Here is a 26,382-nt window from a genome sequence, read left to right as displayed (position 1 = left end):
GTGAATACTCGATCCGCCATTGCTCAGCCCCGTCTCGTGATCAACCGGCCGCACAACCGATGGGATGCGAGACATACGGCTGCTCTCGAATCGCGGAAGATGATCACCTGGATCGTCATCTTCCCGCTCGTGACCCTGGGCTTCTTCGCGATCGCCCCGTTCGCAACCGACCCGGGGCCGCCGCCGCTCCCTGACCATTGGGGGGTCGGCTTTTCGGGCCGCATCTTCGGCATCGGGTGTATCTTGCTCGCTGACCGAACCCCGCCACATCCAGCCCCACGAATCCACCCGTTGCGAGGGCATCCGGCCATGACACCTGGCGGGTGCCATCAAGCGGACGCACGAGGTATGAGAGAGGAATCGAAATGAGAGTTCTGTCACACACCTGGCGGCTCGCCGCCACTGTTCTCGCGGCGGGGCTTCTGATCCTCCCCGCGGGAACAGCCGCAGTCGCCGCGGCGTCCACGTCGAAACCACTTTCCGTGCCGACCGCGGCTTCTGCAGAGAACGACGGTCGGGGTCCACAGTTCTACAGTGGTCTTGCCGTCGACGTCTCGGGTGAGGTCGACGGCGACGTGTATGCGTCGGGCCAGAGCGTCACCATCAGCGGCAACGTCAGGGGAGACGTGATCGCCGCAGCCCAGACCGTCACCATCACCGGGACCGTTGACGGCAATGTGCGTCTTGCCGGGGGCAGCATCACGATCAGCGGTGACGTCTCGCGGAGTGGAACAGTGTTCGCGGGGACCGTGATCATCACCGACGCCGGATCGATCGGTAAGGACCTGGTGAGTGCAGGGGGCGACGTCGCGATCGCCGGGGAAGTCGGCCGTGACCTGCTCGTCAGCACCGGACAGCTCACCGTTGACGGAAGGGTCGGGGGCAACGTCACCTATCAAAGCGACACCGCCGCACGCATCAGGGCGGGCGCAGTGAGCGGCACCGTGGAGCGCATCGAACGAAAGCAACCACCCCAGGTCGAGGTCTCACCCTGGGCCGTGTTCGTCGGCTGGCTTCTCGGATTGCTCTACGCGCTGGTCGCTTTGAGCCTCATCACCATCGCCGCGGCCCTGCTCGTTCCGCGCTTGCTGCAGCGGGTGACAGACCACCTCGTCCCGTCACCCTGGAAGGCGTTGCTCGTGGGGTTCGTGGCATCCATCGCCGTACCGATTGCGTTCGTGGCCCTCCTCGTCTCCATCATCGGCGCACCACTCGCGCTTGCCGTCCTGTTGGTGTGGATCGTGCTCACGCTCGCGACGTTCGTGTACGGCGCGTATTACCTCGGACGGCTCCTGTTCCGCGGGAACCAACATCCCGTCCTGAAGGCGCTCGTCGGCGGCGTGATCCTCATCGTCGGCCTGCAGATTCCGTGGCTGAACATCGTTGTATGGGCCGCCATGGTGTTCTTCGGTCTCGGCGCACAGCTCCTGGCAATCCACAGTCGGCGGCCATGGCGCACCCGGCCCGAAGCGGATGCGCTGCAGCCCGCAGCAACGTCACCGACGGTCGGGGAGTCTCCGCAGACACACGCCTGACATCCCCAGGACGGAGCCCAACGAGCATTCGTTGGGCTCCGTCTGCTGCAATCGTGGATGACGCGGTCCGCCCCCCGGTCAGTCCCGGCCGGTGAACACCGGCCGGCGCTTCTCCTGGAACGCGGCGAAGCCCTCCCGGTAGTCGGCCGTGGCGCAGAGCGCGGCCTGGGCGCGGTTCTCCGCCGCGACGCTCTCCCACAGCCCGAGCCGGTCGTCGCGGAGCGCCCGCACGAGCTCCTTGCTGGCCAGGAACGCCTGGGTGGCGCCGGTCGCGGCACGCGCCGCGGCTCCCTCGGTCGCGGCCCGCACCTGGTCCGCCGGGAAGACCTGGCTGAACAGCCCGGCGGCCACGGCCTCGGCGCCCGACATGAGCCGGCCGGAGTAGATCAGGTCGAGGGTGCGGTGCGCGCCGAGCCGCTCCACGAACAGGGCGTGCCCGCCGGAGTCGAGCGTGGCACCGAGGTTGGCGAACGGGGAGCCGATTTTCGCCGTGTCGGCGACATAGACGACATCCGTCGCGATCAGGAGGCCGAGGCCCACGCCGAGGCAGGCGCCGTGGGCGACCGCGAAGGTGGGGGCCGGGAAGGCGCTCATCCGTCTGAGCAGGGGGGTGACGAGTTCGCCGAGGAACCCCATCACGTCGTCGCTCCGCGGGTCGACGCCGGCGATGTCTCGCCCGGCGCAGAACGCCCGGCCCTCACCGCGCAGCACGAGGGCGCGCACCCCGGCCGTCTCCGCCGCCTCGTAGGCGGCGTCGAGTTCGGCGAGCCCGGCCGGATCCAGCGCGTTGAGCTTGTCGGGGGCGTTCAGGACGACGTGTGCGACGTCGTCGCGAATGGTCAGTTCGATCACGGTTGGTGGCCTCTCAACGCTGATCGGTCAGACGTCGTAGTCGACGACGACTTTGTCGGTCGTGGGGTGCGACTGGCAGGTGAGCACGTAGCCGCGGGCGATCTCGTCCGGCTCGAGGGCGTAGTTCTCGGTCATCGTCACGTCGCCGCTGACGAGTTTGGCCCGGCAGGTGCCGCACACTCCCCCGGCGCAGGCGAACGGCACGTCCGGCCGCACCCGGAGGGCGGCATTCAGGATGCTCTCCTTCGCGTTGACGGGTGTCGTCACCGTGGCGCTCTCCCCGTCGAGGGTGAACTCGATCTCGAAGGTCTTGTCGCCGGCCGCGACGATCACCGGCCGGCCGGTGTCACCGCCGGCGTGGGCCGGCTCGCCGGTGGTGAACAGTTCGAAGCGGATGTGCTCCGGCGCGACGCCGACGCTCTCCAGGGTGTCGCGGCAGAGCTGCACGAGTTCGAACGGTCCGCAGAGGAACCATTCGTCGACCGCGGCCGGCCGGATGATGCTCGCGAGCATGAGCCGCAGCTTCTCCTCGTCGATCCGGCCCGAGAGCAGGGTCGAGGAGCGGGTCTGGCGGGACAGGACGTGGTGCAGCGCCAGCCTGGCCGGGTACTTGTCCTTGAGGTCGGCGAGTTCGTCGAGGAACATCACGTCGAGCGCGGTGCGGTTCGTGTAGACGAGGGTGAACCGGGAGGTGGCGGAGCGCTCGAGCACGGTGTGCGCGAGCGACATCAGCGGGGTGATCCCGCTTCCGGCGGCGATGCCGACGATGTGGGTGTCGTCGAGGGTGTCGAGGGCGGTCGTGAAGGTGCCCTGGGGGCTCATCACGTCGAGCCGGTCGCCGGCGTGCAGCTCGGTGTTCGCCCAGCTCGAGAAGACGCCGCCGAGGTCGCGCTTGATCGCGACGCTCACCGAGCCGACGGTGCGCGGGCGGCAGATGGAGTAGCTGCGCCGCAGCTCCCGCCCGTCGATGGTGGCGCGCAGGGCGAGGTGCTGGCCGGGGTCGTAGTCGTATTCCCCGTGCAGCTCGGGCGGCACGGCGAAGGTGACCTCGACGCTGTCCTGGGTGAGCGGGCGCACCTCCGCCACGGTGAGGGTGTGGAACCGGCCGCGGCGTTTGCCGGCCGGCGCGCCCTCGGGGGTCGCGACCGCCTGGGCCGGGTCGAGGACGGTCGTGCCTGAATCGGAACTGCCGAGATTTCGTGCGGCCATGGTCACAACACCTTGAAGTAGTCGAACGGTTCGAGGCAGTCCCGGCACTCATAGAGCGCCTTGCACGACGTCGAGCCGAAGCGGGCGAGTTCCCGCGTATTCAGAGAGGAGCAGCGCGGGCATTTGACCGCCAGCTGGAGGCGCACGGCGCCGGCCGGGCGAACACCGGATCGACCGGTGGGGGCGGCGATGCCGTAGGTGACCAGCTTCGCCTTGCCCTCCTCGCTCATCCAGTCGGTGGTCCAGGCGGGGGCGAGCACGAGCTCGACGGTGACGTCGTCGTAGCCGGCGCCGTGCAGCACGGTGAGCACGTCGTCCCGCATGGCCTCCATGGCGGGGCATCCGCTGTAGGTCGGGGTCAGCGTGACCGTCGTTCGTGTGCCGTCGACCGTGACCGAGCGCAGCACGCCGAGGTCTTCGATCGTGAGCACCGGGATCTCGGGGTCGCAGACCTTCGCGGCCAGGTCCCAGGCCCGCTGGGAGGCCAGGTCGGTCGGCCGCGGGCGGGCGACGGATGCGGCGGGCGCCACCTTCGCCTCGGTCACCAGGACGCTCCGGGGTGCGCCCTCGCCAGCACCTGCATCTCGGCGAGCAGCGGGCCGAGGTTCTCGGAGTGGTCCCCGCGTCGGCCGCCGCCGGAGGAGATGAAGCCGCGCGGCTCGTCGAGCTCGGCCTCCCGCAGCACGGGGGCCATCGCATCCTCGACCGGGCCGCGCAGGGTGGACGGCCGCACGGCCACGCCCTCCAGCCGGTCGATCAGCGGCTCGTCGACGAAGAGCTCGTCGAGGAACGGCCACAGGTCGCTCAGCCCGGTGATCATCCGGGCCCGGGATTCCTCGGTGCCGAGGGCCAGGCGCAGCACCCACTGGGCGGCGTGGTCGCGGTGGTAGTCGACCTCCTTGACCGCCTTGGCGGCGATCGCCGCGAGGGTCGCGTCGGCCGAGCCGGCCAGCCGGCTGTAGAGCTCGAACAGGTAGTTCGCGGCGATGAACTGCCGGGCGATGGTGTGTGCGAAGTCGCCGTTGGGCTGCTCGAACAGGTGCGCGGAGCGCCACGAGGGTTCTGTGCGCCAGTAGGCGAGGTCGTCTTCGGTGCGGTTCGATTCCGCTCCGGAGTAGTGTAGCAGCGAGCGGGCGTGGCCGATCAGGTCGAGGGCGATGTTGCCCAGGGCGATGTCCTCCTCGAGCTCGGGGGCGCGGGAGATCCACCAGCCCAGCTGCTGGGCGAGCACGAGGGAGTCGTCGCCGAGCCAGAGCGCGTATTCGGCGACGTCGTGCGAGGCGACCGAGGGTCCCTCGACCAATTCGGCGGAGAGTTCGACGCCGTCGACCTCGACGTGGCCGTGGCCCTCGCCGTGGCCCTCGTTCTCGCCGTGGTCGTGGCCCCGGTCGGGAGCGCTCGTGGCGTTGGTGCCGGCATCCGTGCGGCTGGGGGTGCTCACAGGTGTTTCACCCCTTCGCTCTTGGAGTAGTAGCTGGCGTGGCGGTAGTTCTTGCCGGCAGGCGATTCGAAGAAGGCGCCCTTCGCATCGGGGTCGCTGGTGGTGATCGCCTCGGCGGGCACGACCCAGATCGAGACCCCCTCGTTGCGGCGGGTGTAGAGGTCGCGGGCGTTGCGCACGGCGAGTGTGGCGTCGGGGGCGTGCAGCGAGCCGACGTGGGTGTGGCTGATGCCACGGCTGGAACGCACGAAGACCTCCCAGAGGGGCCAGACCTCTTTCTCGGATGCACCGGGTGCGCTCATCAGGCGACCGCCGTCTCGGTCAGCTTCGCGGCCTGTTTACGGGCGTACGCGGCCGCGGCCTCGCGCACCCAGCGGCCGTTCTCGTGGGCGTCGCGGCGACGCTGGAGGCGCCGGGCGTTCGCCGGTCCCCGGCCCTGGAGCACCTCGTGGAATTCGGTCCAGTCGATCTCGCCCATGTCGTACACACCCTTCTCTTCGTTCCAGCGCAGGTCGGGATCCGGCAGCGTCACGCCGAGAACCTCGGCCTGCGGCACCAGCATCCCGACGAAGCGCTGGCGCAGTTCGTCGTTGGAGAACCGTTTGATGTTCCACTTCATCGACTGCGCCGAGTTGGGCGAGTCGTCGTCGGGCGGGCCGAACATCTGCAGGGCCGGCCAGTACCAGCGGTTCACCGATTCCTGGGCCATCGCCCGCTGCTCGTCGGTGCCGTTCATCAGCTCGAGCAGGATCTCGAAGCCCTGGCGCTGGTGGAACGACTCCTCCTTGCAGATGCGCACCATGGCGCGCCCGTACGGTCCGTAGGAGGCCCGGCAGAGCGGCACCTGGTTGCAGATGGCGGCGCCGTCGACGAGCCAGCCGATCGAACCCATGTCGGCCCAGGTCGGGCTCGGGTAGTTGAAGATCGAGGAGTAGCGGGCCTTGCCGGCGATGAGGGCATCCGTCATCTCGTCGCGGGTGATCCCGAGGGTCTGCGCCGCGGAGTAGAGGTAGAGGCCGTGGCCGGCCTCGTCCTGCACCTTGGCCAGCAGGATGGCCTTGCGCTTGAGGCTGGGCGCCCGAGTTATCCAGTTGCCCTCCGGCTGCATGCCGATGATCTCGGAGTGCGCGTGCTGGGAGATCTGGCGCACAAGGGTCTTGCGGTACGCCTCCGGCATCCAGTCGCGCGGCTCGATCCGGGAATCGGCGGCAATCAGGTCGTTGAACTGCTGCTCTTCCGGTGACACGCCGGCGGCAGGGCTCGGGGCAATATCGTAGGGAACTGGCGGGATTGTCATCATTGACTCCTGGTTTCGCGAACTTTTACCAACCGATCGTTCAGTTAGTATATGGTTTCCCTACTACCCCCACAACCACGCGTTGCGGCCAGCGGAACTCAATGAGGAGAACCAGATGACGGATGCTTCACCGCCCTCCAACGGCGCCATGATGCAAAATGACCGGGCATCGGCAGCACTCGGCATGGTCGTCCGCGCGGCGGAACCGGGCCGCGCGGTGGTGTCCATGGTCCTCCGGGACGACATGATGAACGGGTTCGACGTGACCCACGGCGGCATCGTCTTCGCCCTGGCCGACACGGCGTTCGCGATCGCCTGCAACGACGACCACCACGTCACGCTCGCGGCCGGCGCCGACATCACGTTCCTCAAGCCGACGGCCGTGGGGCAGACCCTCACGGCGACCGCAGTGCTTCGCACAAAGAGCGGGCGGTCCGGACTGTACGACGTGCGCGTCACCAATGATCACAACGTGCCGGTCGCGGAGTTCCGCGGTCGAAGCCGCACCACCAACCTTCCCCTGCCCGCGCCGGCCGGCAATTAACCACATCAACCTGGAGGCCCCATGTCAACGATGACCAAGACCCGCTTGCACGCCCCCGCCCTCGATGAGCTCGACCCGGAGGAGCGGATGTCGCGGGACGAGCTGCAGGCCCTGCAGCTGCGTCGCCTGCAGAAGACCGTGCGCCTCGCCTACGCGAATGTGCCGCTGTACACCCGCAAGTTCGACGCCGCCGGAGTGCACCCCGACGACATCCGAACCCTTGAAGACGTGAACCTGCTGCCGTTCACCACCAAGGACGACCTGCGGGTCTCCTACCCGTTCGGCATGTTCGCCGTGCCGATGGACCAGGTCGCCCGAATCCACACCTCCTCCGGCACCACCGGCCTGCCCACCGTGGTCGGGTACACCAAGAACGACCTCGCCATGTGGGCCGGGCTCGTCGCCCGCAGCCTCCGCGCCTCCGGGGTCCGGCCGGGCATGCGCGTGCACAACGCCTACGGCTACGGGCTCTTCACCGGCGGCCTCGGCGCGCACGCCGGCATCGAGGCGCTCGGCGCCACGGCGATCCCGATGTCCGGCGGCCAGACCAACAAGCAGGTCAAGATGATCCAGGACTTCGAGCCCGACGTCATCATGTCCACCCCCAGCTACCTTTTGACGATCACGGATGCGATGGTCGCCGCCGGCATGGACCCGCGCGGCTCGAGCCTCAAGGCCGGCGTTCTCGGCGCGGAGCCGTGGACCAACCAGATGCGGCTCGAGCTCGAGGACCGCCTCGACTTCGACGCCCTCGACATTTACGGGCTGAGCGAGGTGATGGGCCCGGGCGTCGGCAACGAGTGCATCGAGACGAAGGACGGCCCGCACCTCTGGGAAGACAACTTCCTGCCCGAGGTCATCGATGGTGACACCGGGCTCGTGCTCCCCGACGGAACCCAGGGCGAGCTCGTGTTCACCTCCCTGACCAAGGAGGCGTTCCCGGTCATCCGCTACCGCACCCGCGACCTCACCCGGCTGCTGCCCGGTTCCGCCCGGCCGGGAATGCGCCGGATGGAGAAGATCACGGGGCGCAACGACGACATGATCATCCTGCGCGGGGTGAACCTGTTCCCGACCCAGATCGAGGAGATCGTGCTCGGCATCCCCCACCTGTCGCCGCACTTCGTGATCGAGCTGACCCGCCCGAACCGGATGGACGAGCTGACCGTGCGGATCGAACGCCACGAGCACGCCAGCGACGAGGCATCCGACATCGCCAGCGCGCTGCTGATCCACCGGATCAAGGACCTGATCGGTTCGAGCGTGAGCGTGCTGATCGTCGAACCGGGCACGCTCGAGCGCAGCACGGGCAAGCACAAGCGCGTCTACGACCTGCGCTGAGCTGCCTGCCCAGGCGCAAAGACGACATGACACCATAACGAGCAACGAAGACACCAATATTCTTTGACATGACACCATCGTGGTGTCATGATGGTGACATGGAACTCGGACAGTACGTGAACGACCTGCAGCGCCAGCTGGTGGATGCCGCGGCGAACGGCGCGGACGAGACTCGCGCCGTCGCCGAGCGGCTCGCCGCCGCGCTGGATGCCGCGACCCGGCTCGTGCTGCTCGACGCCCTCTCCGCCGCGGCCGGCGAGATCACCCGCGACCTCGCCCCTGGGTCGGTCGACTTGCGGCTTCGCGGGCGCGAGGTCGAGTTCGTCGTCACCGCGCCGAACACCGAGGCCGACGGCGACGACCGGCCCCCGGCATCCGTCGACCAGGGCGATGCGAGCACCTCGCGCACCACCCTTCGCCTGCCCGACGCCCTCAAGGCCCAGGTGGACGAGGCGGCCGCGGCCGACGGCCTCTCGGTCAACACCTGGCTGGTGCGCGCGGTCGCGGCCGCCCTCCAGCCCAGGCAACGACGGTCCGCGCAGCGCACGCTGCGCACCGGCGACAACTTCGCGGGCTGGGCGCGCTAGGGGCAGTCACGCCTCGCGCGCCCACCTCGTCGCTATACCGGCCCCGCGACCCCGCGGGGCCGGACAACCACGCCCCTCGAAGGGAAGCGCCAGCATGCCCACCTACCGCACCCCCACCCCGATCGACCTTGCCATCAACCTGCAGGTCGGCGAGATCGAGGTCGTCGCCGGCGACCGCGCCGACACCGTCGTCACCGTGTCGCCCACGAACCCGGCGAGGTCGGTCGACCGCCGCGGGGCGGAGGAGACCCTCGTCACCTTCGACGGGGAACGGCTGACCATCACCGGCCCGAAGCCCCGCTTCAGCATCATCGGCCCCACCGAATCGGTCGACCTGAAGGTTGAACTGCCGGCAGGGTCACGACTCACCGCCGAGATCGCGGTCGGCAACGCGCGCACGGCAGGTCGTCTCGGCGCCACCCGCATCAAGAACCTCACCGGAAGCGTCGAAGTCGACACGACCGGCGACCTGTGGCTTCGCGCCGGGCACGGCAACGCCACGGTGGGAACCATCCACGGCGGGAGCGAGATCACGGCCGACCACGGACAGATTCGGATCGGCACGATCAGTGGCGACGCCGTTCTCAGGGCCTCTCACGGCAGCATCACGATCGGAGAGTCGGGCGGGGCCCTCGACCTCAAGCTCTCCTATGGAGACCTCGAGATCACGAGGGCTCTCGCCTCCGTCACAGCGAAGACCGCCTATGGCAGCATCCATCTCGGCGCGGTCTCCGCCGGTGCCATCGAGGTGGAGAGCGGCTATGGCCCGGTCACCGTCGGTGTGCGGCCCGGCGTCCCGGCCTGGCTAGACCTGGCCTCGAAGGACGGGCATGTGCGCAACGAACTCGACGGGGACCGCGCCCCCGACCCGTCGGAGCAAACCGTCGCGGTGCGTGCGCGCACCCAGTGGGGCGGCATCAGAATCCAGCGCGCCCGCTGAAAGGCGCCGGCCGGCCCGGCCCTGACAACCGCCAGCGAGCCAACCAGCCAACCGACAGAAGGGACCACCACTCATGACCACTCCAGCGATCGAACTCCGCGGGCTGCGAAAATCCTACGGCGACAAGGTGGTGCTCGACGGCATCGATCTCACGGTCGCCGCGGGCACCGTCACCGCCCTGCTCGGCCCGAACGGCGCCGGCAAGACGACGACCGTGCACATTCTGTCCACACTGCTGCGGCCGAGCGCCGGGACGGCCCTCGTGCACGGATTCGACACGGTGCGCGATCCGGACGGCGTCCGTGCGGTGATCGGCCTGACCGGCCAGTTCTCCGCCGTCGACGGTCTGCTCACCGGCGAGGAGAATCTCCTCCTGATGGCCCGGCTGCGCCACCTCGGCGCCAAACGCGGGGCGGCTCGCGTGACCGAACTGCTCGAACAGTTCGACCTCGCGGACGCCGCCCGGAAACCGCTCGCCACCTACTCCGGCGGGATGCGACGGCGGCTGGACCTCGCGATGACCCTCGTGACGGCACCCCGGGTGATCTTCCTCGACGAGCCCACCACGGGCCTCGACCCCCGCAGCCGACGCACCATGTGGGACATCGTGCGCGGTCTCGTCGCGAACGGCACGACCGTGCTGCTCACCACCCAGAACCTCGAGGAGGCCGACGCGCTCGCGAACCAGATCGCGGTTCTCGACGGCGGCCGCATCGTCGCCGCCGGAACGCCCGACGAGCTCAAGCGCCTCGTTCCGGGCGGGCACCTCCGGCTTCGCTTCACGGATGCCGCGACGCTGGACTCCGCCTCACGGCTGTTCGGGGATTCCACGCGCGACGACGCCGGGCTGGAGCTCACCGTGCCCAGCGATGGCGGCGTCGGCGCCCTCCGCGCCGTTCTGGACCGCCTCGACGCGGCCCGTCTCGAGGTCGCCGACCTCAGCATCCACACCCCCGACCTCGACGACGTGTTCCTCGCGCTGACCGGCACGACGGCGCCGTCCGGCCAGGTGAACCAGAAGGGAATGACACCATGACCACCATCACCGCCCACGGCCCGGCGGGCCCGGGCGCCACTCGACGCTCATACGTCGTCACCGACGCGATCACCATGCTGCGGCGCAACCTGCTGCACATGGTGCGTTACCCCGGCCTGTCGATCTTCACAATCCTGGGGCCGGTCGTGATCCTGCTGCTGTTCGTGTTCGTCTTCGGCGGCACGCTCGGCGCCGGCCTGCCCGGCGTCGACCCGGCGGGCGGGCGGGAGGCCTACCTCGCCTACGTCCTGCCGGGCATCCTGTTGATCACCATCGCCGGCACCGCCGGCGGCACGGCCACCACGGTCTCGATGGACATGAAGGAGGGCATCACCGCCAGGTTCCGCACCATGGCGATCTCTCGCGCCGCAGTGCTGGCCGGGCATGTGATCGGCAACGCCCTCCAGGCGGTCATCGCCGTCGCGCTCGTGCTCTGCGTGGGTCTGCTGATCGGTTTCCGACCGACGGCCGGACCGATCGAATGGCTCGCCGTGGCCGGACTGATCGCCCTCATCGCCTATGCGACCAGCTGGGTCGGCGTCGCCATGGGCATCCAGGCCAAGTCGGTCGAGACGGCCAGCAACCTGCCGGTCGTGCTGCTCCTGCTGCCGATGCTCGGGAGCGGCTTCGTGCCGACGGACTCCATGCCGACCTGGCTGCAGGGATTCGCCGACTACCAGCCCTTCACCCCGTTCATCGAGACCATTCGCGGGCTCCTGCTCGGCACCCCGCTCGGCGGGAACCCGGTGCTGGCGGTCGGCTGGTGCGTCGTGCTGATCGTCGTCGGGTACGTCTGGTCGATGGCGATCTACGAGCGGAAGTCCGTGCGCTGACGGGCGCGCACCGATGCAGCTGCGTCCACGGCCCTCACCATCAACCAGTTCGGCTCCCCACATGAGAGACTTCTCCGTAATGTCTGAACAAGCTCTGACCCGGCGGGGGCGTCCCGGCTACGATCAGCGCGCCATCCTCGAGGTGGCCGTGGCCGCGTTCATCGAGTTCGGCTACGACGCCACCTCGATGGGCGTGCTCGCGACCCGGCTCGCCCTGTCCAAGTCGGCGATCTACCACCACTTCGCGTCGAAGGACGAGCTTCTCGAGCTCGCCCTCGCCGAGGCCCTGGACGGCCTCGAGGGTGTGCTCACGGAGGAGAGCGCCCAGGTCGGCCCGGCGATCGATCGCCTGGCCGGGGTGCTGCGCGGGGCGGTCCGGGTGCTCACCGACCGGCTGCCGTACGTGACGCTGCTGCTGCGGGTGCGCGGCAACACGGATGTCGAACGCTCGGCCCTGTCCCGCCGGCGCGCCTTCGACAAGGCCGTCACGGCCCTCGTCACCGAGGCGCGCGACGAGGGGTCGCTCCGCAGCGACATCGACCCGCGCGTCGTCACCCGGCTGCTGTTCGGCATGGTCAACTCGATCGCCGAGTGGTACCGCCCGGAAGGCCCGGAAGACGCGGCCCAGCTCGCCGACGACGTGCTCGCCGTGGCGCTCGACGGCCTCCGCGTGTCGGCACAGAAGTAGCGATTCGGTGGTCGAGCACCGTCGCCACCGTCATCAGGAAAAGAGAAACGTGAACGACAGCTGGAAGATCACCCTCGGCGAGCTCGACCTGAAGATGGGCGTGACCATCCTCGAGCAGTCCGCCGAACGTGTCGTCGCGACGATGCCCGTCGAGGGCAACCGGCAGTCGTTCGGGCTGCTGCACGGCGGGGCATCCGTCGCCTTCGCCGAGGCGCTCGGCTCGTGGGCGGCCGTGATCCACGCCGGGCCAGGCCGGAGCGCCGTGGGCCTCGACATCAACGCGACCCACCACCTCGCGGCGCGGGAGGGCATCGTGACCGGGGTGGCCACGGCCATCCGGTTGGGCCGCACCATCGCGTCCCATGAGATCGTGATCAGCGACGACCAGGGCCGCCGGCTCTGCACCGCGAGAATCACCAACCTGATCATCGACGCCCCGGACCGGTAACCGTAGCCCAACGTGGCTAGGGTGGGATCACGAGGACGCATTCCGCACCCGCGCACCAGTTCGGAGAGTCAGCGATGAGCACCGAAGGCACCGTTCCCCCGCCCGCCCCACAGGATTCGGCCGTGCCCCCGGCACCGGCCGGCAGCATCGTGGTCGGCCACGACGGTTCGAGCGGGGCGGACCATGCGCTGGCCACCGCCCTCGAACTGGCCGATCGGCTGCACTCCCCCGTCGTCATCGTGCGCGCCTGGTCGATTGAAACCGCGCCCCGGCCGGCGAACTGGGAATTCGGCTACGTCTCGTCGTTCCCCGAGTATGCCGCCGCGGTGCGCTCGGCCCTGATCGACGACGTGCACACCAATGTCGCCGGTTTCCCGGGCGTCACCGTCGACTACCTCGCGGTGCACGCCAGTGCGGCGCGCAGCCTGATCGAGGTCTCCCGGCACGCGCGGATGCTCGTGGTCGGGTCCCGGGGTCGCGGCGGCCTGGCCGGCCTGCTGCTCGGTTCGGTGAGCGACCAGTGCGTGCGCCTGGCCGAGTGCCCCGTGCTGGTCGCCCGGCCGCGGCACTAGCCCTCCACGACGAAAAGCAGAGGCAGCCACCGTGACGGTGGCTGCCTCTGCTTCGTAGTGCGGGTGCGGCGGGTTAGATGCCCGCGAGGTCGCTGACCGCGGAGTCGCCCGGGGTCGCGCTGGTGAAGCTGGCCTCGATCTCGGCGCGGCCGAGCAGCTCGTCCATGCGGCGGCGACGCTGCTTCGGGATGAGCGTGACCACGGTGCCGGACTTGCCGGCGCGGCCGGTGCGGCCCGAGCGGTGCAGGTAGGTCTTGTACTCGTCGGGGGCGTCGGCCTGGATGACCAGGTCGATGTCGTCCACGTGGATGCCGCGGGCTGCGACATCCGTTGCCACCAGCACGTTGACGCGACCGCTGGTCAGCATCTGCAGGTTGCGGGTGCGGCGGGCCTGGTTCAGGTCGCCGTGCAGGCTGGTCGCCTTCACGCCGGCGTCTTCGAGCTGCTCGGCGAGCTGCTCCGCGTAGGCACGGGTGCGGGAGAAGATCAGCGTCTTGCCCTGGCGGTCGACGAGCTGGCCGATGATGGCGCTCTTGTCACGGTGTTCGATCATGAGCACGCGGTGGTCGATCGTGGAGGAGGCCTGGTCTTCACCGGCAACCTCGTGCACGGCCGGGTTGGTCAGGAATTCCTTGACCAGCTGGGCGACGCCCTTGTCCAGGGTGGCCGAGAAGAGCAGCTTCTGGCCGCCCTTCTTGGTCAGGCGCAGGATGCGCTGAACCGGCTCGAGGAAGCCGAGGTCGCACATGTAGTCGGCCTCGTCGAGGACGGTGACGACAACCTCGGACAGGTCGAGGCGACCCTGCTCGATGAGGTCTTCGATGCGGCCGGCGGTGCCGATGATGATGTCCACGCCGCGCTGCAGGGCGCTGACCTGGCGGTACTGCGGAACACCGCCGTAGATCTGGGTGGTGAAGAGGCCGACGCTGCGGGCGATGGGCTGGATGGTGCGGTCGATCTGCAGGGCCAGCTCACGGGTCGGGGCCAGGATGAGCGCGCGGGGCTTGCGGGCCATCTTGCGGTCCTTGGCGCCGTTGTTCTCGAGCAGCTTCTCCACGAGGGGAGCGCCGAAGGCGATTGTCTTGCCTGAACCGGTCTTGCCGCGGCCGAGCACGTCGCGGCCGGCGAGGACATCCGGGATGGTCGCAGCCTGGATCGGGAACGGGGTGGCGGCGCCGAGGGTGGCGAGCTCGCGGACGATGTTCTCGCCGAGGCCGAGGTCTGCGAAGGTCACGCCGACGACTTCAGCAGCCGTGGTCGCGATGGCTTCCAGGCGCTCGAGAACCACGTCGTCACCGGCGGCGAAGTGCGCCTTGGTGTCGCGGCTCGGGTAGAAGTTGCTGGAGTGGCCGCCGTCGTCGTGCGACCGGTTCGGGCGGTCGGAGTGCGAGCGCTCGGGGCGGTCCCCATAGGAGGGACGCTCGGTGCGGGCCGGACGGTCGCCGTAGGACGGGCGGTCGGAGTTCGAACGCGCCGGACGGTCACCGTAGGACGGACGGTCGGAGTTCGAGCGGGCCGGACGGTCGCCGTAGGAGGGGCGGTCGTTGTTGTAGGCCGGACGGTCCGTGCGGGGACGGTCGTTGTTGTACGCCGGACGGTCCGTGCGCGGAGCGCGGTCGCCGTAGGACGGACGGTCGTTGGTGTAGGCGGGGCGATCGGTGCGCGGGGCGCGGTCACCGTAGGCGGGACGGTCCGTGCGGGGACGGTCGTTGTTGTACGCCGGACGGTCCGTGCGCGGAGCGCGGTCACCGTAAGCCGGACGGTCCGTACGAGGACGGTCATTGTTGTACGCCGGACGATCCGTGCGGGCACGGTCGTTGTAGGACGGACGCTCGGTGTTGCTGTGAGTCGGGCGATCCGTGCGCGGGGCGCCGTTGTACGACGGACGGTCGTTGTTGTAGGCGGGACGGTCCGTGCGGGGACGGTCGTTGTTGTACGCCGGGCGTTCGGTACGGTTCGGGCGGTCACCGTAGGCGGGACGCTCCGAGCGCTGGCCGTAGGCCGGGCGGTCGTTGCCGTAGGCGGGACGGTCGTTGGCCGGGCGGCCGGCGGCGCGGTCCGCGCGCTCTCCGGCGTTCCAGCGGGCCTTCTTCGGCGCCGCGGCGTCGTCGTGGTGGCCGCGGTGTCCGGGGCTCTTGCTGCCCGGGGCGCTGCCGCCGCGTGCGGGGCCGCCCTTGGACGGTCCGCCCTTGGCGGAGTACTTGGGATCGTAGTTCTTGTTCGAACGACCGACGGCCGGATTCTTGCTATTAGGCATAGAAAAGTTCCTGGGTTGTGTTGAGTACATGGCAGAACGACGACGCACATGCGCGACGCAACCTGAGAACCCGGGCAGTCTATGGCCGGGGCCGTTCACATACAGTGATTTTTCACCAGCGGATTACTGGGAAACCGGCCCATCCTGACTTACAAACCCATCCGCGCACACGTAAAAATTGCGCGGTGTCAAGAGCCGACTTACCTACGTTACCCGATCGATGCCCTTAAGTCACGGACCGCTTTCTCCGTCTAGTCTGATTCCATGCTGACGACCATAGCGATCGAGTCGCCCAGGCAGCCCGGGATCGCCGCCCTGCTCCGCCAGAGCGCCGAGTACGCGCAGTCCCTCTACCCGCCCGAAAGCAACTTCCTGCTCGGCGTCGACGAGCTCGAACTGCCCGGCGTGACCTTCTATGCGGCGCGGGACGTATCCGGCCTGGCGCTGGGCATCGCCGCGCTCGTGAGCCAGGGCGACGGCACCGCCGAGCTGAAACGGATGTTCGTGCACCCGGACGCGCGCGGCCGCGGCGTCGCCGGCCGCCTGCTCGCCCGGGCCGAAGCGGATGCCCTGGCCGCCGGCATCCGTCAGGTCGTGCTGGAGACCGGACCGCAGAGCGACGCCGCCCTGGCGTTCTACCGGCGGTGCGGCTACCGGGAGATCGCCCCGTTCGGACAGTACGTGGGTGAGGAGTTCAGCGTCTGCTTCGCGAAAGACCTCACTCCCTCCGGCCGCCACGCAGCCGATCCGGACCGCGGGGCGGGCACCCGTTGACCAGGTCGGCCGCACGCCCGGCGCGCACCGCCATTTCCTGGGTCGGCAAGACCGCCACCAATCTCAAGCTCGTCCAGGCACTGAAGGCCGCAGTCGCCGTGGCGATCGCCTGGTCGGTGGCGCCGCTCCTGCCGGGCGTCGCCGACGAGTACCCCTACTACGCACCACTGGGCGCGCTCGTGAGCATGTACCCCACGCTGATGAGCTCGGTGAGGAACGCCCTGCAGACCCTGGGCGGGCTGGCGGTCGGCATCCTCCTCGCGGCCGCGGTGCTCATCTTCAGCCAGCCCAACGTGTTCACGATCTCGCTCGCGGTCGGCATCGGCGCCGTGATCGCGGCCACGGGCTGGTTCGGCCCGAACCGGGAGTACATCCCGGTGACGGCCCTGTTCGTGCTGATCATCGGCGGCCCGAACGCGGACGGCTACTCGATCGGGTACCTCGAGCAGATGAGCCTCGGGATCCTGATCGGCCTGGCCGTCAATCTCCTGGTGCTGCCGCCGCTGGCCTTCGACGCTGTCGGCCGGCAGCTGACGCGGTTCCGCACGACCCTGGCCGACCATCTCATCGAGGTCTCCGAGGCGCTGACCGAAGACTGGCCGCCCGAGCGCGACAGCTGGGCCACGCGGAACCTGGCGCTCGTGGAGCTCGGCCGCGAGGTACGGATCGCGCTGCTTTACGCGGACGACAGCCGCAAAGGCAATCCCCGGGCCCGCATTCACCGCCGAAATCTTTCCGCGGACTACGACGACCTGTCCGCGTTCGAGACCGCCACCTTCCACGTGCGCGACCTGACCGATGTCCTGGCCGGCGCCGTCTGGGGAACACCCGTTCCCCTCGAGCTCCACCCGGAACTTCGGCCCCACGTCAGCGCCGCCCTGGCCGCCGTCGCCGCAGCGCTGAGGGATTGGGACCCGGACGAGTCCGAACAGGCGGCGATCGGCGAGGCGGATGCCGCCGTCGAGGCCCTGCTGGCCGAACTCGACGAACACAGGGGCACCGCCCCGATCACCTCGATGGCGGTGGCCTCCTCCGTCGCCATGGACGTCAAGCGCATCCTTGCCGCCCTCCGCCCGCGCCTCGACGGCCCCGAAGAACCAGCCGAACCGGCCGACGCCGCGGCCTAAGAGCCGGTGCGGCAGCCCCCCACGTCCTGAGACTCGGCCCCCGAACGGGATTCGCCGCCCGGTGGAAGACGATCTATTCTCAAGGCATACCCCCGCACTTCGGAGCACTCGTGAAAACCCGCCTTCCCCACACCCGATTCGGCAGCCGCCGCGCCCGCCTGCTCACCGTCCTGACCGTCTTCGCCATCGCCCTCGTCGGCACCGCCGGCCTGGCCGGGCTGCAGTCGGGCACCACGGTCCCCGACGCGACCATCGCCGCGTCCAAGGGCACCGCCGTCGGAGCGCCCCGCACATCGCTGCTCGGCATCCGCACGTTCGCCAAGCCGGCGGGCGTGACGGTCACGACCGACGTCGTCTACACGACCGAGGCCGACGGCACCCCGCTCGCCCTCGACGTGTGCTCCCCGGCCGGATCGACCCCCGGCACACCCGGCGCCGCGGCGCTGCCCGCGGTGGTGTCCATCCACGGCGGCAGCTGGGTGCGCGGGGACAAGGCCAACGACGACTGGCGCGGCGTCTGCGAATGGCTCGCCTCGGAAGGGTTCGTCGCGTACTCGGTCGACTACGGCCTCGCCCCTGCCTCGGTGTTCCCCGCCGCGATCGACGACCTCGCCACAGCCGTGGAGTGGATCCGCCGGCCCGACAACGCGGCACGGTTCGGCATCGACCCGGCCCGGATCGGCGCCTTCGGCGGTTCGGCCGGCGCGAACCTCGCCCTGCTCCTGGGCACCCGCGGCACCGGCCCGCTCACCGAGGGGTCACGCGTCGCCGCGGTCGCCGAACTCTCCGGGCCGACGGACCTGACCGGCCAGGCCCTCGCCACCGACGGGGCCTCGGAGCGGCTGCAGAACCTCGTGCTCCGCTACCTCGGCTGTTCGTCGCTCGCCGACTGCCCCCAGGCGGTCGCCGCATCGCCGGCGCGCCGGCTCGACCGCACCGACCCGCCCGTCTTCATCGGCCAGTCCGACCACGAATTCATCCCCCTCGCCCAGGCCACCCGCTTCGCCACGAACCTCGAACGCCTCGGCATCGACCACGAGCTGGTCACGGTGCCCGGCACGGTGCATTCGATCGGCATCCTCGACGAGGGCATGCGCGCACGAGTCGCCGCGTTCCTGCACGGGGCGCTCGGACGTTGAGCCGTGATGCGCCGGATGGGCGCAAGAATAGGACCATGTCGTCCGTCCGCGGCGACCGGAGTGGAGCCCCGCATGACTGAATCCGAGCTCATCAACCTGTGGATCAAGACCCGCTGGCACGTCATCGTGTCCCAGGTCGCCCCCACCTTCCTGCTCACGGCACTGGTGGGCTTCCTGGCCCTGGGCCTGGCCACAGCCGACCCGAGCGTGCGGGTCGCGGCCGCCGGCGTGCTGCTGGCCTCCGGCATCCTCGGTGCGCTGGTGCAGATCAACGCCGCCAATGAAGCCCTGGCCGTCATCGCCGACCTGCGGGCCGTGGGCGGCACGTCGGCCGTCACCCGGCGCATCCTGTCGGCGGCACCCTGGGTGAACGTGGTGCGGTTCGTGACGCCGGCCGTGTTCGTCGTCGTCTACGTTGCCCTGCTGATCGCCCTGTTCGCCGGCTGAGGCAGCTTCGGGAGGCAGATCGAGGCTCTGAGAGCGAGCGCTCAGCCGGCCGGACGCCCGCGGATGCGGCGGGAGAGTTCCGCGGCGGTGCCGGCCAGTTCGGCGGCGAGGGCCGGCCACTCCGCCGGGGCGATCCGCTCCCGGGGGAAGGTGACCGCGATCCCCGCCGCCGGCCAGCCGGCGTGGTCCCGCACCGCCACGGCCACGGATGCCATCCCCGCCGTGATCTCGCCGTCCTCCTGGGCGAACCCGTCGGCCCGCACCCGCTCCAGCAGCCGGCGCAGCTCACCGGACGTGCGGGGACCCTGCCCGTCGCGGGCGGCGAATGCCGCCGCGTTCGGGTACAGCGCGCGCAACTGGGCATTCGGCAGCGCCGCGAGAAGGGCCCGCCCGCTCGCGGTGAGGTGGCTGGGCAGGCGCACGCCGACATCCGTCACCAGCGAGGGCCGCCGCGGCGCCCGCTCCTCGATCAGGTAGACCACGTCCCGGCCGTGCAGCACGACGAGGTGCGCGCTCTCGCCGATCCGGTCGACGAGCGCGGCGATCAGCGGGCGGCCGAGGTGGGACAGCGGCTGCTGCCGGGAGAAGCCGGAGCTCAGCTCGAAGGCGGCGACGCCCAGCCCGTAGCGGCGCTCCTCCGGCAGGTGGAGCACGAAGCCCTGCTCGGTGAGCACGGCGAGGAGATCGTAGACGGTCGACCGCGGCAGGCCGAGCGTCGTGGCGATCGCCGAAGCCGGCACCGGACCGCGCTGCACCGCCAGGTGGGAGAGGATGCGCAGCGTGCCTTCCGCCGCGGGAACCTTGGAGCCGGCCATGCGACCCCCTCCTGAACTGTCCGGGGTACCGGACATCAGCCAGTCTAAATGAGTGGTGGCCTGGCTCGCACTGGTGTCCAATCGGAGTATGTCCCTCAGCCACGCAGCCGTCACGCCCGCATCCGCCCTCCCCGCGTCCGTCCGCCCCGCGGTCGTCACCGTCGGCGCCGGCCCGGTCTCCTTCGCCGACCTGGTCGCAGTCGCCCGGCTGGACGCCCCGATCGTGCTCGACCCGGCCGCCCTGGACGGAGTCGCCGCCACCAGGCGGATCATCGAAGGCCTGGCCAACGACGTCAACCCGCACTACGGCATCTCCACCGGCTTCGGCGCCCTGGCGACCACCTTCATCACGAGCGACCGCCGCGCCCAGTTGCAGGCCAGCCTGGTGCGCTCGCACGCCGCCGGCAGCGGCCCCGAGGTGGAACGCGAGGTGGTGCGCGCGCTCATGCTGCTGCGCCTGTCGACCTTGATGACCGGCCGCACGGGGGTGCGCCCGGTCACCGCCGAGACCTACGCCGCCGTGCTCAACGCCGGGATCACCCCCGTCGTGCACGAATACGGCTCGCTCGGCTGCTCCGGCGACCTGGCCCCGCTCGCCCACTGCGCCCTCGCGGTGATGGGCGAGGGCCGGGTGCGTGACGCCGCCGGCACGCCGATGAGCGGCCAGGCTGCCCTCGCCGCGGCCGGCATCACGCCGGTTGTGCTCGCCGAGAAGGAGGGCCTCGCCCTGATCAACGGCACCGACGGCATGCTCGGCATGCTGGTGCTCGCCCTGGCCGACCTGACCCGGCTGCTCACGACGGCCGACATCGCCGCCGCGATGAGCGTCGAGGCTCTGCTCGGCACGGATGCGACCTTCGCCGCCGACCTGCAAGCCCTCCGCCCCCAGCTCGGCCAGGCCCAGAGCGCAGGCAACCTGCGCGCGCTGCTGCACGGCTCCCCGCTGCTGGCCAGCCACGCCGGCCCGGACGACCCCACCGTGCAGGACGCCTACTCGCTGCGCTGCTCCCCGCAGGTGCACGGCGCCGCCCGCGACACGGCCGACCACGCCGCGCTGATCGCCGGGCGCGAGCTCGCCAGCGCGGTCGACAACCCCGTCGTCACCCTCGACGGCCGGGTGCAGTCCAACGGCAACTTCCACGGCGCCCCGGTCGGCTACGTGCTCGACTTCCTCGCGATCGCCGCGGCCGACGTCGCCAGCATGAGCGAGCGCCGCACCGACCGGCACCTCGACGCGCACCGCAACAAGGGCCTGCCGCCGTTCCTCGCGCACGAGGTCGGCGTCGACTCCGGGCTGATGATCGCGCAGTACACCGCCGCCGGGATCGTCTCCGAGCTCAAACGCCTGGCGGTGCCGGCATCCGTCGACTCGATCCCGTCCTCGGCCATGCAGGAGGACCACGTGTCGATGGGCTGGGCCGCGGCCCGCAAGCTGCGCCACTCGATCGACGGCCTGCAGCGGGTGCTCGCGATCGAGATCATGACCGCCGCGCGCTCCCTCGACCTGCGCGCCCCGGTGCGGCCGGGCGCCGCGACCGGCGCTGTGCGCGACCTGGTGCGCACCGTGGCCGAGGGCCCGGGCCACGACCGGTTCCTCTCCCCCGAGATCGAGGCGGTCGTGCACCTGGTGGCGTCCGGCGCGGTGACGGATGCCGCGGCCGCCGTCACCGGGCCGCTCGTCTGAAGCCGGAGCCGGAGCCGTGCCCGGGGCTGAGGCCGGGGTCGCGCCCGGATCAGGGCCCCACGCACCAGAATCGAGTCTCCGCTAGTCCCTGAACTGGGGCGAGCCGGGCAGTGGACCGGCCGCAGGGCCGCGCGCATACTGAGAATCCGGACACGCCGCCCACACCCGAATGCGGGCGCGCTCCCTCCGGCCGCGCATTGATCCACCCCCGCACCACCGACTCCCCGCCCAGGAGCGCCATGATCCGGATCCTCATCGTCGACGACCACACGACCTTCGCCGAGCTCCTGATGGGAGCCCTCGACCGCGAACCGGACCTGATCACGGTCGGCTCGGCCGACAGCGGCCGACGGGCGATCGAGCTGTGCCGCGACCTGAAGCCCGACCTCGTGGTGATGGACTACCACCTGCCCGACGGCAGCGGCCTCGGCATCGCCGCCCTGATCCTGGCCCAGGCGCCCGAGACCCGGATCGTGATGTTGACCGGCGACCCCACCCCGGAGGCCCTCGAACAGGCCGCCGCCATCGGGGTGTGCGCGTTCCTGCCCAAGGACGGCTCCCTGGCCGGGATGCTGGACACCCTCCGCCACGCCAGGGCCGGAGGGTTCCTGGTGCACCCGTCGCTGGTCGCCCAGTTGAGCGCGCAGTGGCGGCTGCACGAGGACGAGCCGGCGGTGCAGACCCTCACCCGCCGCGAACTCGAGGTGCTCCGGCTGATGGCGGAGGGGAACGACGTGCGGGCCAACGCCCTGGCCCTGGGAATCTCCGAGAACACCTGCCGCGGTTACGTGAAGTCCATCCTCGCGAAGCTCGAGGTGCATTCCCAGCTCGAGGCCGTCGTGAGCGCCACCCGGCTCGGGCTCGTCGGGGTGAGCGAACATGCCTGATCCGACGGCGCCGGAGAATGTCTAGACCGGCGACGCAGGAATCCGCCCCGTTCCCCTTCGACGACGGGCGGGCGATCGAGCGGTCCGAGGTGCGCTCCGCCGTCACCCGGTTCCTGCTCATCGGGCTGGTGTCCCTGGTGGCGATCTCCGTGCCGGTGGCCCTCTGGATCCGCGGCCAGGCGGAGCAGCACACCCTGACAGCGGCCACCGAGCACACCCACCAACTCGCCGACCACACGGTCGCACCGCTCGTCACGGACGGGCTTCGCGCCGGCGATCCGTCCGCCCTGCGGGCTCTCGACGACAAGCTCGCGCCCTGGCTGGACGGCGACTACATCGTGCGGGTGAAGGTGTGGGACCCGAACGGCCGGATCATCTACTCCGACCTCCCCTCACTGATCGGCCGCAGCTTCCCGCTCCCCCGCTGGAGCTCCGACCTGCTGGCCGGGGGCCCGGAACGAGCATCGTTCGGCACCCAGCGCCGCGTCGACAACGAGCAGGACTACGCCCTGGGCGAGCTGGTGGAGATCAACGTGCGCACCACGGATGCCGCGGGCCGGCCGCTCATGTTCGAGGCCTACTTCGACGACGAGGCCGTGCAGAAGGAGCAGACGACCCTGATCGCGGAGATCATTCCGGCCTTCGCCCTGTCCCTGCTCGCGCTGCAGCTGGGACAGCTCCTGCCCGCAATCGGGCTGGCCCGGCGCATCCAGGCCCACCAGGCCGCCCGGCGGCGGCTGCTCCAGCATGCAATCGTGGCCTCGGACTTCGAACGCCGGCGGATCGCCCGCGAACTGCACGATGAGGTCATCCAGGACCTCGCCGGGCTTTCCTACGCCTTCGAGGCGGAAGAGAGGCACGGACTGGCCGGAGAGCGCCCGCTCTTCGGCCGGGCCCGCGCGATCCTCCAACGCAACCTCGGCGCCCTTCGGGCCATGACCACCGAACTGTATCCCCCCGACCTCGACGCGCTGGGCCTGGCCGAGGCGCTCCTGCGCCTCGCCGATCCCCTCGCCGGGAAGGGCATCGAGGCGCACGTCGCACTCCCCGAACGGATCGAACTCGACCGGGACCGGACCGCCCTGCTCTACCGGGTGGCCAGGGAAGCCCTGGCCAACACCGTCAAACACGCCGGCGCCGGCCGGGTCGAGCTCACCCTCGCGCAGGACGGGGACCGCACGACCCTGACGGTGCGGGACGACGGTTGCGGCTTCGATCCGGAGAAAGGTTCGCCCCACGGCCACCTGGGCCTCCGGATCATGCGGGACACCGTGCGGGTCGCCGGCGGCGACCTTGCCATCACCTCCCGGGCGGGCGAGGGCACCACGGTCGTGGCGACCCTCGACCGGGACTAACCGTGCTCGTGGCCGTCGCCGGCCGGGACATCCTCTCCGGGCGCCGCCGGGGCCGGCTCGGCGGCCATGTCCACGCCCGTCCCGCTCTCTGAGCGGGGGCCGACCGTGACGGCGCCGGGATGCGCGTGGGCGGCCCGCGCGATGGCGGCCCGCACCGACTCGACAAGGGCGTCCCCGAGCAGCGGGCCGGTGTACTCGAGGTCGAGCCTGCCCGTCCGGGCGGTGCTCTCGTAGTTGCCGAGGGCATCCGACAGGATCCCCTCCCGATCGATGGCGTCGGCCAGCCCGGCCGGATCCTTCGACCGGATCGAGAACCGCAGTTCGTGCACCAGCACGGAGTCCACATGGAAGTGGCTGGCACCGGGGAACGCCCCGCCCGGGTAGCCTGCCGGGTCGATCAGCCTGCCGGCGTCGCTCAGGGTCGCCCCGTCCGGCAGGGCCACGATCACCTCGGGCACCAGATGCTCGAGTACCACCGCGTCGAGGACGTCAGGCGAGACGTCGGCCAGGAACAGGTGTTCCCTGGCCGCCGCCCGGTTCAGTTCCCGGCGGAGCGCGACGAGGTCGGCCCCGTCGTTCGGGTGGATCGCCACCACCACCCGGCGGCGAACCATCAGGCCGTCGTAGCTCACCGCCGGCCGGGCATTGCCGACGTCGGAGACCGCCTCTGCGCTGAGCGCGGCCGTGACCCCGGCCGCGCCGCCGGTCTGGCCCGGACCAGGGGCCACGGCGGTGCACCCGCTCAACGCGAAAGCGAGGAGCACCACCGTGGCCGTGCGGACGACGCCGTTCATTTCAGGTTCCCGCCGGGAAGCCGGGCAGGTACACCGGCGGGAACGAATCGATCGGCGTGGTGTCGGGCACGGGACGATCCGAGGCGATCGGGTCGTTGTTGCGCCAGTCGCCCACCGAGAACTGCACCATCATGTCGTGGTCTTCGTGCACGAGGTTGTGACAGTGGATCATGTAGCGCCCGCCGGCATCCGCCCCGGTGTCGAACTGCATCAGCGCCGTGATGGACTCGTTCTCGCCCGCGTAGAAGACATCCTTCGGCCCGGTTTCCCAGGCGAACGGCTTGCCGCCGTTCGTGTTGCGCCCGGTGATCTTCGCGTCGATGAGGTGGATGTGCACGGGGTGGAACCAGCCGCCCGAGGCGTTGATGATGGTCCACTCCTCGACGTCGTACGGCTGGGGATTGCCGAACAGCTTGGTGAACCCCGACTTCTCCACCGTGTCCCAGGTGTCGCCGTTGATCACCCAGTTGCCGTTTTCCTTGGTCACCCGAAGTTGTCGCTTCACCTTGGCCATGTCCGCGGTGAGCGCCATCGTCGCGATGCCGCCGCGGGACGGGTTGAGCGCCCCGCCGTCTTCCAGGGTGGTCGGAATGGCCGACATCGACGCCGGGCCGGAGTCCGCGACCACCTCGAACCGCATGATCTTGCCGGTGTTGGCGAAGTCGACGTTGTTCTTGTTGCTCAGGTTCTGCAGATCGACCGTCTGGCCCGTCCGGTACCGGCGGAAGTCGATCAGGATCTCGTAGCGTTCGGCAGTGCCCTGCCGCCAGGACGGCACGGCCTGCACGACGGGCACCATCCCGGCATCCGTGCCGACCACGTAGACCGGGTCCCCCGTCGAAAGGGCCGGACGGTAGGACCGGGAGATGGATGCGACGAGCACCCGGAAGCGGTACAGCCGCGGCTTGACCTTCATGGTCGGCCAGGGCACCCCGTTGACCATGATGATGTCGCCCCACAGCCCGTTGTGCCCGTTGTCGTTGTAGCCGAGGGACCCGTCGGCCTTGAACATGGCGTCGGACATCATCAGCGGCACGTCGTATTCGCCCTGCGGGAGCTGGGCCCGCTCGAACCGGTCGGAGAGCGGGTAGAACCCGGCCAGCCCGGAGTACACGTTCTGCGCGGTGACGTGGTGGTTGTGGTCGTGGTACCAGAGCGTGCGGGCCGTCTGCCAGTTGGGGTAGTGGTAGTTCTTCACGTTGCCGGGCACGGTGAAGTCGTTGGCGTAGCCGTCGTACTGCGGAAGCGACGCCGAGCCGTGCAGGTGGGTGACCGTGCGGAAGGCGTTCGGGTGCAGCAGGCCGCTCTGCGGCAGGCCGTTGCGGATCCGGACCTCGATCCGGGTGCCCTGGCGGGCCCGGATGGTCGGCCCGGGGAAGATGCCGTTGTAGCCGGCGACCGTCGTCGACAGCCCGGGCACGAACTGGGCCTGGCCGAGTTTCTGGGTGAGGGCGTAGCGGGCGAACGGCCGCATCGGGTCGCCGTCGTCGAAGCCCGTCTCGAACGGCGCCAGTTCGGGTGGGCGGCGGAACACCCCGGCGTAGGGCACCGGCATGTTCTGGGGGGCCAGCTGGCTCGAGGTGAGGAGGGGGACGGCGGGAACGCTGGGGACAGGGTCCTTGCCGCCCTTCATCCCGGCGATGCCGAGCGCACCGAATGCGCCCAGCTGGAGTACTTCCCTGCGTGTGGTCATGATCTCTCCAGAGTGGGTAAGGGTCCGGATCGGGGGGTGATCGGTGGGCAACCGGCCGGCGCCCTCACGGGAGGACGCCGGCCGGTT

The 26,382-nt window shown here is 70.1% G+C and carries 27 protein-coding genes; 17 read left to right on the top strand and 10 right to left on the bottom strand.

What is annotated here, in order from left to right; genetic code table 11:
• Positions 1–365 precede the first annotated feature (365 nt).
• Positions 366–1,535: a hypothetical protein gene (locus IWX89_RS14230; RefSeq protein ID WP_196904206.1), complete on the top strand. Its 1,170-nt coding sequence runs from the start codon at positions 366–368 to the stop codon at positions 1,533–1,535.
• Positions 1,536–1,613: 78 nt separating this feature from the next.
• Here the strand turns inward: IWX89_RS14230 and IWX89_RS14225 are convergent, their stop codons facing one another.
• The 6 genes from IWX89_RS14225 to paaA are packed head-to-tail and all read right to left on the bottom strand — an operon-like array spanning position 1,614 to position 6,334.
• Positions 1,614–2,387, bottom strand: a complete 774-nt coding sequence (locus IWX89_RS14225; protein ID WP_196904205.1) for an enoyl-CoA hydratase/isomerase family protein — start codon at positions 2,385–2,387, stop codon at positions 1,614–1,616.
• A 27-nt stretch (positions 2,388–2,414) separates the two neighbouring features.
• Positions 2,415–3,596 carry a 1,2-phenylacetyl-CoA epoxidase subunit PaaE gene (gene paaE / locus IWX89_RS14220; RefSeq protein ID WP_196904204.1) on the bottom strand — a complete coding sequence of 394 codons (1,182 nt, stop codon included), beginning with the start codon at positions 3,594–3,596 and terminating at the stop codon, positions 2,415–2,417.
• A 2-nt stretch (positions 3,597–3,598) separates the two neighbouring features.
• Positions 3,599–4,126 (bottom strand): 1,2-phenylacetyl-CoA epoxidase subunit PaaD, encoded by a 528-nt coding sequence (gene paaD / locus IWX89_RS14215; RefSeq protein ID WP_307836575.1) that lies wholly within the window; start codon positions 4,124–4,126, stop codon positions 3,599–3,601.
• 11 nt (positions 4,127–4,137) lie between these two features.
• Positions 4,138–5,037, bottom strand: coding sequence for a 1,2-phenylacetyl-CoA epoxidase subunit PaaC (gene paaC / locus IWX89_RS14210; RefSeq protein WP_196904203.1), 900 nt, complete (start codon positions 5,035–5,037; stop codon positions 4,138–4,140).
• Complete coding sequence (paaB, locus tag IWX89_RS14205) at positions 5,034–5,339, bottom strand: 1,2-phenylacetyl-CoA epoxidase subunit PaaB (protein WP_134509343.1); 306 nt, start codon at positions 5,337–5,339, stop codon at positions 5,034–5,036. The genes paaC and paaB overlap by 4 nt, the downstream gene beginning before the upstream one ends.
• Positions 5,339–6,334: a 1,2-phenylacetyl-CoA epoxidase subunit PaaA gene (gene paaA, locus IWX89_RS14200; RefSeq protein ID WP_196904202.1), complete on the bottom strand. Its 996-nt coding sequence runs from the start codon at positions 6,332–6,334 to the stop codon at positions 5,339–5,341. The genes paaB and paaA overlap by 1 nt, the downstream gene beginning before the upstream one ends.
• Before the next feature lie 115 nt (positions 6,335–6,449).
• Here paaA and paaI point away from each other — a divergent pair, with 115 nt between their 5' ends.
• The 9 genes from paaI to IWX89_RS14155 all read left to right on the top strand — a co-directional run bounded on the left by paaI (position 6,450) and on the right by IWX89_RS14155 (position 13,323).
• Positions 6,450–6,878, top strand: coding sequence for a hydroxyphenylacetyl-CoA thioesterase PaaI (paaI, locus tag IWX89_RS14195; RefSeq protein WP_196904201.1), 429 nt, complete (start codon positions 6,450–6,452; stop codon positions 6,876–6,878).
• A 30-nt stretch (positions 6,879–6,908) separates the two neighbouring features.
• On the top strand, positions 6,909–8,219 hold the full coding sequence (gene paaK / locus IWX89_RS14190) for a phenylacetate--CoA ligase PaaK (RefSeq protein WP_196904251.1): 1,311 nt from the start codon (positions 6,909–6,911) through the stop codon (positions 8,217–8,219).
• A gap of 98 nt (positions 8,220–8,317) precedes the next feature.
• The gene (locus IWX89_RS14185; RefSeq protein ID WP_196904200.1) at positions 8,318–8,806 is read left to right on the top strand and encodes a histidine kinase; all 489 of its coding nucleotides are present in this window, start codon (positions 8,318–8,320) and stop codon (positions 8,804–8,806) included.
• Positions 8,807–8,900: 94 nt separating this feature from the next.
• Positions 8,901–9,746, top strand: a complete 846-nt coding sequence (locus IWX89_RS14180; protein WP_196904199.1) for a DUF4097 family beta strand repeat-containing protein — start codon at positions 8,901–8,903, stop codon at positions 9,744–9,746.
• Between the two features lie 73 nt (positions 9,747–9,819).
• A complete protein-coding gene (locus IWX89_RS14175) occupies positions 9,820–10,782 on the top strand; it encodes an ATP-binding cassette domain-containing protein (protein WP_196904198.1) in 963 nt (320 codons plus the stop codon).
• Positions 10,779–11,615 (top strand): ABC transporter permease, encoded by an 837-nt coding sequence (locus IWX89_RS14170; RefSeq protein WP_196904197.1) that lies wholly within the window; start codon positions 10,779–10,781, stop codon positions 11,613–11,615. The genes IWX89_RS14175 and IWX89_RS14170 overlap by 4 nt, the downstream gene beginning before the upstream one ends.
• A gap of 79 nt (positions 11,616–11,694) precedes the next feature.
• The gene (locus tag IWX89_RS14165; protein ID WP_196904196.1) at positions 11,695–12,303 is read left to right on the top strand and encodes a TetR/AcrR family transcriptional regulator; all 609 of its coding nucleotides are present in this window, start codon (positions 11,695–11,697) and stop codon (positions 12,301–12,303) included.
• A gap of 94 nt (positions 12,304–12,397) precedes the next feature.
• Positions 12,398–12,751: a hotdog fold thioesterase gene (locus IWX89_RS14160; RefSeq protein WP_231383328.1), complete on the top strand. Its 354-nt coding sequence runs from the start codon at positions 12,398–12,400 to the stop codon at positions 12,749–12,751.
• Positions 12,752–12,825: 74 nt separating this feature from the next.
• Complete coding sequence (locus tag IWX89_RS14155; protein ID WP_196904194.1) at positions 12,826–13,323, top strand: universal stress protein; 498 nt, start codon at positions 12,826–12,828, stop codon at positions 13,321–13,323.
• Between the two features lie 73 nt (positions 13,324–13,396).
• Here IWX89_RS14155 and IWX89_RS14150 read toward each other — a convergent pair whose 3' ends face one another.
• The gene (locus IWX89_RS14150; RefSeq protein ID WP_196904193.1) at positions 13,397–15,580 is read right to left on the bottom strand and encodes a DEAD/DEAH box helicase; all 2,184 of its coding nucleotides are present in this window, start codon (positions 15,578–15,580) and stop codon (positions 13,397–13,399) included.
• 264 nt (positions 15,581–15,844) lie between these two features.
• Here IWX89_RS14150 and IWX89_RS14145 point away from each other — a divergent pair, with 264 nt between their 5' ends.
• The 4 genes from IWX89_RS14145 (at position 15,845) to IWX89_RS14130 (ending at position 19,067) form a co-directional block, all read left to right on the top strand.
• Positions 15,845–16,354, top strand: coding sequence for a GNAT family N-acetyltransferase (locus IWX89_RS14145; protein ID WP_196904192.1), 510 nt, complete (start codon positions 15,845–15,847; stop codon positions 16,352–16,354).
• On the top strand, positions 16,351–17,481 hold the full coding sequence (locus tag IWX89_RS14140) for an aromatic acid exporter family protein (protein WP_231383319.1): 1,131 nt from the start codon (positions 16,351–16,353) through the stop codon (positions 17,479–17,481). Before IWX89_RS14145 ends, IWX89_RS14140 begins: the two co-directional genes overlap by 4 nt.
• Positions 17,482–17,591: 110 nt before the next feature.
• Entirely contained in the window at positions 17,592–18,620 is a 1,029-nt protein-coding gene (locus IWX89_RS14135) for an alpha/beta hydrolase (protein ID WP_196904191.1), read from the top strand.
• Between the two features lie 72 nt (positions 18,621–18,692).
• The gene (locus IWX89_RS14130; protein WP_196904190.1) at positions 18,693–19,067 is read left to right on the top strand and encodes a hypothetical protein; all 375 of its coding nucleotides are present in this window, start codon (positions 18,693–18,695) and stop codon (positions 19,065–19,067) included.
• A 41-nt stretch (positions 19,068–19,108) separates the two neighbouring features.
• On the opposite strand, the gene IWX89_RS14125 is transcribed toward IWX89_RS14130, so the two are convergent.
• Entirely contained in the window at positions 19,109–19,918 is an 810-nt protein-coding gene (locus IWX89_RS14125) for an IclR family transcriptional regulator (protein ID WP_196904189.1), read from the bottom strand.
• 52 nt (positions 19,919–19,970) lie between these two features.
• Between IWX89_RS14125 and hutH the strand changes: the two genes are divergently transcribed.
• The 3 genes from hutH to IWX89_RS14110 all read left to right on the top strand — a co-directional run bounded on the left by hutH (position 19,971) and on the right by IWX89_RS14110 (position 23,808).
• Positions 19,971–21,566: a histidine ammonia-lyase gene (gene hutH, locus IWX89_RS14120; protein ID WP_196904188.1), complete on the top strand. Its 1,596-nt coding sequence runs from the start codon at positions 19,971–19,973 to the stop codon at positions 21,564–21,566.
• Between the two features lie 239 nt (positions 21,567–21,805).
• The gene (locus IWX89_RS14115; RefSeq protein WP_196904187.1) at positions 21,806–22,453 is read left to right on the top strand and encodes a response regulator transcription factor; all 648 of its coding nucleotides are present in this window, start codon (positions 21,806–21,808) and stop codon (positions 22,451–22,453) included.
• 17 nt (positions 22,454–22,470) lie between these two features.
• Positions 22,471–23,808 carry a sensor histidine kinase gene (locus IWX89_RS14110; RefSeq protein WP_196904186.1) on the top strand — a complete coding sequence of 446 codons (1,338 nt, stop codon included), beginning with the start codon at positions 22,471–22,473 and terminating at the stop codon, positions 23,806–23,808.
• Here IWX89_RS14110 and IWX89_RS14105 read toward each other — a convergent pair.
• Together IWX89_RS14105 and IWX89_RS14100 are read right to left on the bottom strand one after the other, a co-directional pair.
• Complete coding sequence (locus tag IWX89_RS14105; RefSeq protein WP_196904185.1) at positions 23,805–24,602, bottom strand: hypothetical protein; 798 nt, start codon at positions 24,600–24,602, stop codon at positions 23,805–23,807. The genes IWX89_RS14110 and IWX89_RS14105 overlap by 4 nt on opposite strands.
• Position 24,603: 1 nt before the next feature.
• Positions 24,604–26,295, bottom strand: coding sequence for a multicopper oxidase family protein (locus tag IWX89_RS14100; protein WP_196904184.1), 1,692 nt, complete (start codon positions 26,293–26,295; stop codon positions 24,604–24,606).
• Positions 26,296–26,382: the final 87 nt, after the last annotated feature.

Origin of the sequence: Cryobacterium sp. MP_M3, from assembly GCF_015752155.1 — a bacterium.
Lineage (GTDB): Bacteria > Actinomycetota > Actinomycetes > Actinomycetales > Microbacteriaceae > Cryobacterium.
The sequence above is the reverse complement of the archived record's forward strand: the minus strand, read 5'-3'. Positions and strand labels throughout refer to the sequence as shown.

What these genes read in the sequence shown, in the direction of transcription:
- IWX89_RS14230 (WP_196904206.1), top strand. Translation starts at nt 366, where the DNA reads ATGAGAGTTCTGTCACACACCTGGCGGCTCGCCGCCACTGTTCTCGCG.
- paaE (WP_196904204.1), bottom strand. Translation starts at nt 3,596, where the DNA reads ATGGCCGCACGAAATCTCGGCAGTTCCGATTCAGGCACGACCGTCCTC.
- paaB (WP_134509343.1), bottom strand. Translation starts at nt 5,339, where the DNA reads ATGAGCGCACCCGGTGCATCCGAGAAAGAGGTCTGGCCCCTCTGGGAG.
- paaA (WP_196904202.1), bottom strand. Translation starts at nt 6,334, where the DNA reads ATGACAATCCCGCCAGTTCCCTACGATATTGCCCCGAGCCCTGCCGCC.
- paaI (WP_196904201.1), top strand. Translation starts at nt 6,450, where the DNA reads ATGACGGATGCTTCACCGCCCTCCAACGGCGCCATGATGCAAAATGAC.
- paaK (WP_196904251.1), top strand. Translation starts at nt 6,909, where the DNA reads ATGACCAAGACCCGCTTGCACGCCCCCGCCCTCGATGAGCTCGACCCG.
- IWX89_RS14185 (WP_196904200.1), top strand. Translation starts at nt 8,318, where the DNA reads ATGGAACTCGGACAGTACGTGAACGACCTGCAGCGCCAGCTGGTGGAT.
- IWX89_RS14180 (WP_196904199.1), top strand. Translation starts at nt 8,901, where the DNA reads ATGCCCACCTACCGCACCCCCACCCCGATCGACCTTGCCATCAACCTG.
- IWX89_RS14175 (WP_196904198.1), top strand. Translation starts at nt 9,820, where the DNA reads ATGACCACTCCAGCGATCGAACTCCGCGGGCTGCGAAAATCCTACGGC.
- IWX89_RS14170 (WP_196904197.1), top strand. Translation starts at nt 10,779, where the DNA reads ATGACCACCATCACCGCCCACGGCCCGGCGGGCCCGGGCGCCACTCGA.
- IWX89_RS14165 (WP_196904196.1), top strand. Translation starts at nt 11,695, where the DNA reads ATGTCTGAACAAGCTCTGACCCGGCGGGGGCGTCCCGGCTACGATCAG.
- IWX89_RS14160 (WP_231383328.1), top strand. Translation starts at nt 12,398, where the DNA reads ATGGGCGTGACCATCCTCGAGCAGTCCGCCGAACGTGTCGTCGCGACG.
- IWX89_RS14155 (WP_196904194.1), top strand. Translation starts at nt 12,826, where the DNA reads ATGAGCACCGAAGGCACCGTTCCCCCGCCCGCCCCACAGGATTCGGCC.
- IWX89_RS14150 (WP_196904193.1), bottom strand. Translation starts at nt 15,580, where the DNA reads ATGCCTAATAGCAAGAATCCGGCCGTCGGTCGTTCGAACAAGAACTAC.
- IWX89_RS14145 (WP_196904192.1), top strand. Translation starts at nt 15,845, where the DNA reads ATGCTGACGACCATAGCGATCGAGTCGCCCAGGCAGCCCGGGATCGCC.
- IWX89_RS14130 (WP_196904190.1), top strand. Translation starts at nt 18,693, where the DNA reads ATGACTGAATCCGAGCTCATCAACCTGTGGATCAAGACCCGCTGGCAC.
- IWX89_RS14125 (WP_196904189.1), bottom strand. Translation starts at nt 19,918, where the DNA reads ATGTCCGGTACCCCGGACAGTTCAGGAGGGGGTCGCATGGCCGGCTCC.
- hutH (WP_196904188.1), top strand. Translation starts at nt 19,971, where the DNA reads ATGTCCCTCAGCCACGCAGCCGTCACGCCCGCATCCGCCCTCCCCGCG.
- IWX89_RS14115 (WP_196904187.1), top strand. Translation starts at nt 21,806, where the DNA reads ATGATCCGGATCCTCATCGTCGACGACCACACGACCTTCGCCGAGCTC.
- IWX89_RS14110 (WP_196904186.1), top strand. Translation starts at nt 22,471, where the DNA reads ATGTCTAGACCGGCGACGCAGGAATCCGCCCCGTTCCCCTTCGACGAC.
- IWX89_RS14105 (WP_196904185.1), bottom strand. Translation starts at nt 24,602, where the DNA reads ATGAACGGCGTCGTCCGCACGGCCACGGTGGTGCTCCTCGCTTTCGCG.
- IWX89_RS14100 (WP_196904184.1), bottom strand. Translation starts at nt 26,295, where the DNA reads ATGACCACACGCAGGGAAGTACTCCAGCTGGGCGCATTCGGTGCGCTC.